This window comes from Halopseudomonas sp. (genome assembly GCF_036960865.1).
GTDB lineage: Bacteria > Pseudomonadota > Gammaproteobacteria > Pseudomonadales > Pseudomonadaceae > Halopseudomonas.
Window position 1 is genome coordinate 39,956 of record NZ_JBALWE010000015.1, and the last position, 6,084, is coordinate 46,039.

Annotated in this window: 13 protein-coding genes and 1 pseudogene; all 14 read right to left on the reverse strand. The window is 55.1% G+C overall.

Features of this window, described 5'->3' with window-relative positions; translation table 11 throughout:
* Positions 1 to 6 precede the first annotated feature (6 nt).
* Positions 7 to 321 carry a 50S ribosomal protein L24 gene (gene rplX / locus V7747_RS17970; protein ID WP_092287476.1) on the reverse strand — a complete coding sequence of 105 codons (315 nt, stop codon included), beginning with the start codon at positions 319 to 321 and terminating at the stop codon, positions 7 to 9.
* An 11-nt stretch (positions 322 to 332) separates the two neighbouring features.
* Entirely contained in the window at positions 333 to 701 is a 369-nt protein-coding gene (gene rplN, locus V7747_RS17975; protein ID WP_088277353.1) for a 50S ribosomal protein L14, read from the reverse strand.
* A 44-nt stretch (positions 702 to 745) separates the two neighbouring features.
* Positions 746 to 1,009 (reverse strand): 30S ribosomal protein S17, encoded by a 264-nt coding sequence (gene rpsQ, locus V7747_RS17980; protein ID WP_335617373.1) that lies wholly within the window; start codon positions 1,007 to 1,009, stop codon positions 746 to 748.
* 2 nt (positions 1,010 to 1,011) lie between these two features.
* On the reverse strand, positions 1,012 to 1,203 hold the full coding sequence (rpmC, locus tag V7747_RS17985) for a 50S ribosomal protein L29 (RefSeq protein ID WP_036993711.1): 192 nt from the start codon (positions 1,201 to 1,203) through the stop codon (positions 1,012 to 1,014).
* Positions 1,203 to 1,616: a 50S ribosomal protein L16 gene (gene rplP, locus V7747_RS17990; RefSeq protein ID WP_083728636.1), complete on the reverse strand. Its 414-nt coding sequence runs from the start codon at positions 1,614 to 1,616 to the stop codon at positions 1,203 to 1,205. Before rplP ends, rpmC begins: the two co-directional genes overlap by 1 nt.
* 11 nt (positions 1,617 to 1,627) lie before the next feature.
* A complete protein-coding gene (rpsC, locus tag V7747_RS17995; protein WP_092287474.1) occupies positions 1,628 to 2,308 on the reverse strand; it encodes a 30S ribosomal protein S3 in 681 nt (226 codons plus the stop codon).
* A gap of 9 nt (positions 2,309 to 2,317) precedes the next feature.
* The gene (gene rplV / locus V7747_RS18000; RefSeq protein ID WP_092287473.1) at positions 2,318 to 2,650 is read right to left on the reverse strand and encodes a 50S ribosomal protein L22; all 333 of its coding nucleotides are present in this window, start codon (positions 2,648 to 2,650) and stop codon (positions 2,318 to 2,320) included.
* 11 nt (positions 2,651 to 2,661) lie between these two features.
* Positions 2,662 to 2,937 carry a 30S ribosomal protein S19 gene (rpsS, locus tag V7747_RS18005; protein WP_335617374.1) on the reverse strand — a complete coding sequence of 92 codons (276 nt, stop codon included), beginning with the start codon at positions 2,935 to 2,937 and terminating at the stop codon, positions 2,662 to 2,664.
* Positions 2,938 to 2,954: 17 nt separating this feature from the next.
* Entirely contained in the window at positions 2,955 to 3,779 is an 825-nt protein-coding gene (gene rplB, locus V7747_RS18010) for a 50S ribosomal protein L2 (protein WP_335617375.1), read from the reverse strand.
* 14 nt (positions 3,780 to 3,793) lie between these two features.
* Positions 3,794 to 4,090 (reverse strand): 50S ribosomal protein L23, encoded by a 297-nt coding sequence (gene rplW / locus V7747_RS18015; protein WP_092287470.1) that lies wholly within the window; start codon positions 4,088 to 4,090, stop codon positions 3,794 to 3,796.
* Complete coding sequence (rplD, locus tag V7747_RS18020) at positions 4,087 to 4,689, reverse strand: 50S ribosomal protein L4 (protein WP_335617376.1); 603 nt, start codon at positions 4,687 to 4,689, stop codon at positions 4,087 to 4,089. Before rplD ends, rplW begins: the two co-directional genes overlap by 4 nt.
* Before the next feature lie 12 nt (positions 4,690 to 4,701).
* The gene (rplC, locus tag V7747_RS18025) at positions 4,702 to 5,340 is read right to left on the reverse strand and encodes a 50S ribosomal protein L3 (protein WP_092287468.1); all 639 of its coding nucleotides are present in this window, start codon (positions 5,338 to 5,340) and stop codon (positions 4,702 to 4,704) included.
* A 93-nt stretch (positions 5,341 to 5,433) separates the two neighbouring features.
* Positions 5,434 to 5,745: a 30S ribosomal protein S10 gene (gene rpsJ / locus V7747_RS18030; protein ID WP_028614853.1), complete on the reverse strand. Its 312-nt coding sequence runs from the start codon at positions 5,743 to 5,745 to the stop codon at positions 5,434 to 5,436.
* A gap of 157 nt (positions 5,746 to 5,902) precedes the next feature.
* Positions 5,903 to 6,084: pseudogene (tuf, locus tag V7747_RS18035) on the reverse strand (elongation factor Tu); the annotation flags it as partial.

Below are 6,084 nucleotides of genomic sequence, written 5' to 3' on the forward strand. Positions count from 1 at the left end.
AGATTCTCAAGCGTCGACGGCTTTTTGCGTCGACTTGAAAATACGAACCTTCTTACCGTCTTCGACCTTAAAACCGATACGATCGGCTTTGCTGGTCTCCGGGTTGAAGATAGCCACGTTGGAGACGTGGATTGGCGCCTCCTTCTCAACAATACCGCCCTGCGAACCAGCCATGGGGTTACCCTTGGTGTGGCGCTTGACAATGTTGACGCCGGAAATCAGCAGGCGGGAGTCATCCCCAACTTTCAGGACTTTACCGCGCTTGCCTTTGTCTTTACCGGCGATGACGATTACGTCGTCGTCACGTTTAATCTTTTGCATGACCGGGCTCCTTACAGCACTTCGGGCGCGAGGGAAACGATCTTCATGAACTGCTCATTACGCAACTCACGCGTCACTGGCCCAAAGATGCGGGTACCGATCGGCTCATTCTTGTTGTTGAGCAGAACGGCTGCGTTGCCATCAAAACGGATCAGCGAACCGTCAGTACGGCGTACGCCGTGACGGGTACGCACGATGACCGCATTGAGCACCTGGCCTTTCTTTACTTTGCCGCGCGGAATCGCTTCCTTCACGGTCACCTTGATGATATCGCCAATGCCGGCGTAGCGACGGTGAGAACCGCCCAGAACCTTGATACACATAACGCGACGTGCACCACTGTTATCAGCTACATCCAACATGGATTGAGTCTGAATCATAACTTTCTCCGACCCTTAAATAATCCGCTAAACAGCGCGGGGCTTTAAACTTGCGCCGCGCGCTCGTCGATCTGTACCAGATCCCAGCTCTTGGTTTTGGCCAAGGGACGGGTTTCCCGGATAGTAACCAGATCGCCAATGCGGCAGTCGTTGTTCTCATCGTGCGCTTTGAGCTTGGTAGAGCGCATCACGTACTTACCGTACAGTGGGTGCTTTTCCTGGCGCTCGACGAGCACGGTGACGGTCTTGTCCATCTTGTCGCTGACCACGCGGCCAGTAACGGTACGTACTGTTTTGTTCTCGGCCATGATCAGTTACCACCCTTCTGATTGAGCACAGTCTTGACGCGAGCGATGTCGCGCTTGGTCTGCTTCAGCAGATGGGACTGACCGAGCTGACCAGTTGCCTTCTGCATGCGCAGGTTGAACTGATCGCGCAGCAGGGTGAGCAGCTGTTCGTTCAGCTGCTCAGCAGATTTTTCACGAAGTTCTGTCGCTTTCATTACATCACCGTCCGCTTAACAAAGGTGGTAGCGAGAGGCAGCTTGGCAGCGGCAAGGGCAAATGCCTCGCGAGCCAGCTCTTCGGAAACACCTTCAATCTCGTAAAGGACCTTGCCCGGACGAATCTGAGCAACCCAATACTCGACGTTACCCTTACCTTTACCCATCCGCACCTCAAGAGGCTTCTTGGAGATGGGCTTGTCTGGGAAAACTCGAATCCAGATTTTACCGCCACGCTTTACGTGACGAGTCAGGGCGCGACGAGCCGCTTCGATCTGACGTGCAGTCAGTCGACCACGACCCACGGCTTTCAGTGCGAACTCACCGAAGCTCACCTTGCTACCACGATGCGCCAAGCCACGGTTGTGGCCGGTCATCTGCTTGCGGAACTTCGTACGCTTTGGTTGTAACATGTGCGTACCCCTTACTTAGCAGCTTTTTTCTTGGTCGCGACGGCTTTGGTTTCTTCCTGGAGACCACCAATGATCTCACCCTTGAAGATCCAAACCTTCACACCGATCACACCATAAGTGGTGTGGGCTTCAGCCGTTGCGTAATCAATGTCAGCGCGCAGGGTGTGCAGCGGCACACGACCTTCACGATACCATTCGGTGCGGGCGATCTCGGCGCCGCCAAGACGGCCGCTAACCTGGATCTTGATACCCTTGGCACCAATGCGCATGGCGTTCTGTACGGCGCGCTTCATGGCACGACGGAACATCACACGACGCTCGAGCTGCTGAGCAACACTCTGTGCAACCAGGGCACCGTCGAGCTCCGGCTTGCGGATCTCTTCGATGTTGATGTGCACGGGCACGCCCATCTGACTGGTCAGTTCCTGACGCAGCTTTTCAACGTCTTCACCCTTCTTGCCAATCACGATGCCTGGACGGGCGGTGTGAATGGTAATGCGGGCAGTCTGAGCCGGACGCTGAATATCAACGCGGCTGACCGAAGCGCTTTTCAATTTCTTCTGAATGTACTCACGTACTTTCAGATCATTAAACAGATAGTCAGCGTATTGGCGACCATCTGCGTACCACACCGAAGTGTGCTCTTTGACGATTCCGAGGCGAATGCCAATCGGATGTACTTTCTGACCCATGATCGACTCCTACTTGTCAGCAACCTTGACCGTGATATGACAAGACCGCTTAACGATGCGATCAGCACGGCCTTTGGCACGTGGCATGATGCGCTTCAGGGAGCGACCTTCGTTAACAAACACGGTGGAGACCTTCAGGTCATCCACGTCCGCGCCATCATTGTGCTCAGCATTGGCAATCGCCGATTCGAGCACTTTCTTGATGACTTCAGCGGCCTTCTTGTTGCTGAAAGACAGCAGGTTCAGAGCCTCATCCACTTTCTTGCCGCGGATTTGGTCGGCGACCAAGCGTGCCTTCTGGGCAGAGAGTCGGGCGCCCTTATGAGTAGCGGCTACTTCCATCTTCTAACCCCTTAGCGCTTGGCTTTCTTGTCTGCTACGTGACCACGATAGGTACGAGTAGCAGAGAATTCGCCCAACTTGTGGCCGACCATGTCTTCGGAAATAATGACCGGGACATGCTGACGACCGTTATGTACAGCGATGGTCAGACCAACCATCTGAGGCAGAATCATGGAACGGCGAGACCAGGTCTTGATCGGCTTACGCTCATTCTTTTCTACTGCCACTTCGATCTTCTTTAACAGGTGAAGATCGATAAAAGGACCTTTCTTCAGAGAACGCGGCACTGTCGTATCCCCTCTAATTACTTGCTGCGACGACGGACAATCATCTTGTCAGTGCGCTTGTTGGAACGAGTCTTGGCACCCTTGGTGGGGAAGCCCCACGGCGATACGGGATGACGACCACCAGAAGTACGACCTTCACCACCACCATGCGGGTGATCAACCGGGTTCATGGCAACACCACGAACGGTCGGACGAACACCGCGCCAGCGCTTGGCACCAGCCTTACCCAGAGAGCGCAAGCTGTGCTCACCGTTGGACACTTCGCCCAGGGTAGCGCGGCACTCGCCGAGAACCTTGCGCATCTCGCCGGAGCGTAGACGAACGGTTACATAGGCGCCTTCGCGGGCAACCAGCTGAACGGCAGCGCCTGCACTGCGAGCAACCTGAGCGCCTTTACCGGGCTTCAGCTCGATCGCGTGGATGGTGCTACCCACTGGGATGTTACGCAGTGGCAGTGAGTTACCGGCCTTGATCGGCGCTTCTGCACCAGAGACCAGCTGATCGCCAGCACGCACGCCCTTGGGGGCGATGATGTAGCGACGCTCACCGTCGGCATACTTCAGCAGAGCAATATGAGCGGTACGGTTCGGATCATATTCGACGCGCTCAACGGTGGCAGGAATGCCATCCTTGTTGCGACGAAAATCGACCATACGGTAATGCTGTTTATGTCCGCCCCCACGATGACGCGTGGTGATGCGGCCATTATTGTTACGACCACCAGACTTGCCTTGCTTCTCTACCAGCGGGGCGTACGGGGCGCCCTTGTGCAGGTCAGAGTTGACGACCTTGACAACGAAGCGGCGGCCAGCGGAAGTAGGTTTACATTTAACAATAGCCATGATGTATCCCTCTCTTATTCAGCGCTGGCGAAGTCGATGTCTTGACCGGGCTGCAGGCTGACATAAGCCTTTTTCCAGTCATTACGCTTGCCCAGGCCGCGAACGGTTCGCTTGGTCTTGCCTTTGACGTTCAAGGTCGATACTGCCTTGACCTTGACGCTGAACAGCTGCTCAACGGCTTTCTTGATTTCCAGCTTGGTCGCGGTAGTGTCTACCTTGAACACGAACTGGTTCTTGCCGTCGGCCAACACAGTAGCCTTCTCGGATACATGCGGGCCAAGCAGTACTTTGAAAATGCGCTCTTGGTTCATCCCAGCATCTCCTCGAACTTCTTAACAGCAGGTACGGTAATCAGTACCTTGTCGTAAGCGATCAGGCTAACTGGGTCGGAACCCTGTACGTCACGTACATCGACGTGCGGCAGGTTGCGCGCTGCCAGGTACAGATTTTCGTCAATGTTGTCGGTAACGATCAGCACGTTCTGCAGATCGAGATCCTTCAACTTGCCGGCCAGAGCCTTGGTTTTCGGTACATCGACGGAGAAGCTCTCAACTACGACCAAACGGTCCAGGCGTACCAGCTCGGACAGGATGGAGCGCAGGGCACCGCGGTACATCTTGCGGTTCAGCTTCTGCTCGTGATTCTGTGGACGCGCAGCGAAAGTAGTACCACCGGAGCGCCAGATCGGGCTGCGGATAGTACCGGCACGGGCACGGCCAGTACCTTTCTGACGCCAGGGCTTCTTGCCACCGCCGGAAACATCAGAACGATTCTTCTGCTGCTTGGTACCCTGACGAGCACCAGCCATGTATGCAACTACGGCCTGGTGAACGAGGGTCTCGTTAAACTCGGTCGCAAAGGTCAGATCGGAAACTTCGATCGCGCTTGCGCCAGCTACATTCAAATTCATGGTAACTCCCCCTTAACCCTTGGCCTTGACTGCCGGGCGAACGATTACGTCGCTACCGGTCGCGCCAGGTACCGCGCCCTTGATGAGCAGCAGGTTACGTTCGGCATCAACACGAACAACCTCGAGAGTCTGCACAGTCACCTGTTCGGCACCCATGTGACCAGACATCTTCTTGCCCTTGAATACACGACCAGGGGTCTGACACTGACCAATGGAACCGGGTACGCGGTGGGAGATCGAGTTACCGTGAGTTGCATCTTGGCCACGGAAGTTCCAGCGCTTGATAGTACCTGCGAAGCCCTTACCTTTGGACTGCCCAGTAACATCAACCTTCTGGCCCGCTTCAAAAATGCTAACGGTCAGCTCTGCACCAGCTTCGTACTGCGAGCTGTCATCCAGGCGGAACTCCATAACCTGACGACCTGCAGCAGTGTTAGCTTTGGCAAAGTGCCCCGCCATAGGCTTGCTGACGCGACTAGCGCGACGCTCGCCCACGGTTACCTGAATGGCCTGATAGCCATCGGTATCCAGGGATTTAACCTGTGTGACGCGGTTCGGTTCTACTTCTACAACCGTAACCGGGATAGATACACCATCTTCAGTGAAAACGCGGGTCATACCGCATTTCCGGCCGACTAAACCAATAGTCATTTTGTAAACCTCATGAGTGCACGGGGCTATCACCCGCTATGGCCGCCCAACACAGGGCGTTACACGACCTATAGCCCCCGTCTTGTGGGGCTATCAGCCGAGGCTGATCTGAACTTCGACACCAGCTGCCAAGTCCAGCTTCATCAGCGCATCGACAGTCTTGTCGGTGGGCTGAACGATATCCAGAACCCGTTTATGGGTACGGATTTCGTACTGATCGCGCGCGTCTTTGTTGACGTGCGGAGAAACCAGTACAGTAAAACGCTCTTTGCGCGTCGGCAAAGGGATCGGACCACGCACCTGAGCCCCAGTACGTTTCGCGGTATCCACGATTTCCTGGGTAGATTGATCAATCAGGCGATGGTCAAAAGCCTTCAACCGAATACGGATCTGTTGGTTCTGCATTTGACCAGAAACTCCAAGCTACTATTTTCAGAGCCTTCCCCGAAAACCGGGTGAGCCCATCCAAGGGAGGCGCAATTCTACTGATGCACCTCCCCACTGTCAACCAAAATACAAAAGCCCCCGTTAAACGGGGGCTTTTGCGTATGGCGTCAGATCATTATTCGATGATCTTGGCAACAACGCCGGCACCAACGGTGCGGCCGCCTTCACGAATCGCAAAGCGCAGACCGTCTTCCATCGCAATCGGAGCGATCAAAGTGACGTCCAGCTTGACGTTATCGCCAGGCATTACCATTTCGATACCTTCCGGCAGTTCGCAGGAACCGGTAACGTCAGTGG

What these genes read in the sequence shown, in the direction of transcription:
- rplX (WP_092287476.1), bottom strand. Translation starts at nt 321, where the DNA reads ATGCAAAAGATTAAACGTGACGACGACGTAATCGTCATCGCCGGTAAA.
- rplN (WP_088277353.1), bottom strand. Translation starts at nt 701, where the DNA reads ATGATTCAGACTCAATCCATGTTGGATGTAGCTGATAACAGTGGTGCA.
- rpsQ (WP_335617373.1), bottom strand. Translation starts at nt 1,009, where the DNA reads ATGGCCGAGAACAAAACAGTACGTACCGTTACTGGCCGCGTGGTCAGC.
- rpmC (WP_036993711.1), bottom strand. Translation starts at nt 1,203, where the DNA reads ATGAAAGCGACAGAACTTCGTGAAAAATCTGCTGAGCAGCTGAACGAA.
- rplP (WP_083728636.1), bottom strand. Translation starts at nt 1,616, where the DNA reads ATGTTACAACCAAAGCGTACGAAGTTCCGCAAGCAGATGACCGGCCAC.
- rpsC (WP_092287474.1), bottom strand. Translation starts at nt 2,308, where the DNA reads ATGGGTCAGAAAGTACATCCGATTGGCATTCGCCTCGGAATCGTCAAA.
- rplV (WP_092287473.1), bottom strand. Translation starts at nt 2,650, where the DNA reads ATGGAAGTAGCCGCTACTCATAAGGGCGCCCGACTCTCTGCCCAGAAG.
- rplB (WP_335617375.1), bottom strand. Translation starts at nt 3,779, where the DNA reads ATGGCTATTGTTAAATGTAAACCTACTTCCGCTGGCCGCCGCTTCGTT.
- rplW (WP_092287470.1), bottom strand. Translation starts at nt 4,090, where the DNA reads ATGAACCAAGAGCGCATTTTCAAAGTACTGCTTGGCCCGCATGTATCC.
- rplD (WP_335617376.1), bottom strand. Translation starts at nt 4,689, where the DNA reads ATGAATTTGAATGTAGCTGGCGCAAGCGCGATCGAAGTTTCCGATCTG.
- rplC (WP_092287468.1), bottom strand. Translation starts at nt 5,340, where the DNA reads ATGACTATTGGTTTAGTCGGCCGGAAATGCGGTATGACCCGCGTTTTC.
- rpsJ (WP_028614853.1), bottom strand. Translation starts at nt 5,745, where the DNA reads ATGCAGAACCAACAGATCCGTATTCGGTTGAAGGCTTTTGACCATCGC.